Origin of the sequence: Microcoleus sp. AT3-A2 (genome assembly GCF_036705685.1) — a bacterium.
GTDB lineage: Bacteria > Cyanobacteriota > Cyanobacteriia > Cyanobacteriales > Microcoleaceae > Microcoleus.
Genome location: NZ_JAUBVF010000163.1, coordinates 1 through 1,331, shown reverse-complemented (window position 1 = coordinate 1,331; position 1,331 = coordinate 1). Strand labels below are relative to the sequence as shown.

Annotated in this window: 2 protein-coding genes; both read right to left on the bottom strand. The window is 42.9% G+C overall.

Annotated elements, in window-relative coordinates; all coding sequences use genetic code 11:
• Nucleotides 1–31 precede the first annotated feature (31 nt).
• Complete coding sequence (locus QUB37_RS29680; protein ID WP_333168823.1) at nucleotides 32–715, bottom strand: transposase; 684 nt, start codon at nucleotides 713–715, stop codon at nucleotides 32–34.
• Between the two features lie 22 nt (nucleotides 716–737).
• Nucleotides 738–1,235 (bottom strand): helix-turn-helix domain-containing protein, encoded by a 498-nt coding sequence (locus QUB37_RS29675; protein WP_333168821.1) that lies wholly within the window; start codon nucleotides 1,233–1,235, stop codon nucleotides 738–740.
• Nucleotides 1,236–1,331 lie beyond the last annotated feature (96 nt).

Below are 1,331 nucleotides of genomic sequence, written 5' to 3'. Positions count from 1 at the left end.
CTAGTACAGCGAGGCGGAAATCCACAGACCATTAAATAGCCAAAACTTTGCCCTTATATGTCCACTTAAAAGGTTTAGCCATTGTTTGATTAAAGTAGTCGATAAAATGCAGGATTCGATTTTTCAAATCCTCGCGACTGACACAACTTGCTCTTCTGAGTAATTGGCGCACCAAAATACTGAACCAAATCTCAATTTGATTGAGCCATGAAGAATGTTTCGGTGTATAATGGAAAACAATTCGGTGTGCAGGGTCACACAAAAAAGTAGTGCGAGATTTCATTGATTTCAAGATACCACTTTTCCCCTTCATACCCAAGTCAATATCCAAACCTTCTTTTTCTGCAACCAAACGAACCAGAGACTCAGACTGATGAGTGTTCAGGCAGTCCATAATCAAATGCCATTTTTGGGCATCAGGGTCAGTTTCAATTGTTCGACGAATATGAAGAGCAAAATCAACCTCTGTTCTGGTATCTCCACAAGTCGGCTCGACAATTTGACCCGTGGCAACATCGAAGCTAGCAATTAAGCTTTGTGTGCCGTGACGAATGTACTCAAATTCCTTTCTTGCGACTTTGCCAGGTCGCATTGGCAAGTCTTTTGCTAATCGCTCAGTCGCTTGAATACCTGTCATCTCATCAATGGATATTGTGCGTTCCCCCTGAAGATGACGCTCAATCGCACTCATGTATAAACCAGTAATATCTTCCACTTTTGCGTCAAATTCTGCGTCTTCAGGGGGGGGTTAACCAGTAGCGACTCTGGTGGGGTTTAACTTCTGCTTCTTCTAGTAATCTTCCCACATGGCGGACAGATATGCTTTCAATAATGCCTTGTTTCATGATTTCATCTGCCAGTGTTCTAGATGTCCAGTGACTTATTGGCCTGCCGTAATCGGATGGTGACGAACACGCCAGTGCAAACAACTCGATTATTTGTTCCATACTAAATTTTACTGGTGCACCCACACGCTCTTGATCTTGTAATCTTTGCAAAATCGATAAGTCCTTGCCGTCGGTCTCCAGCCATCGATTTCGCCATAAACGAGCCATTTGCCTATTGATATCTAAACTTCGGGCAATTTCACGATGGTTTTGGTTATCAGATGCCATGAGAATTATTCTCGCTCGTAAGGCTATCTGTTGCGGCGTGTTGTGTCTGTCGCTCAACTTTTGAAGTTGAGTCCGCTCGTCCTCGCTTAAATTTAATGTTTTAGGAGTTAACTTAGGCACACTGTGATTCCTTGATACGTTCGCCGAAACGGTTTTTAAGCCGACTATTTATTTTCCCACGAATATAGTCTGTTTATTTCCGCCGTGCTGTACTAG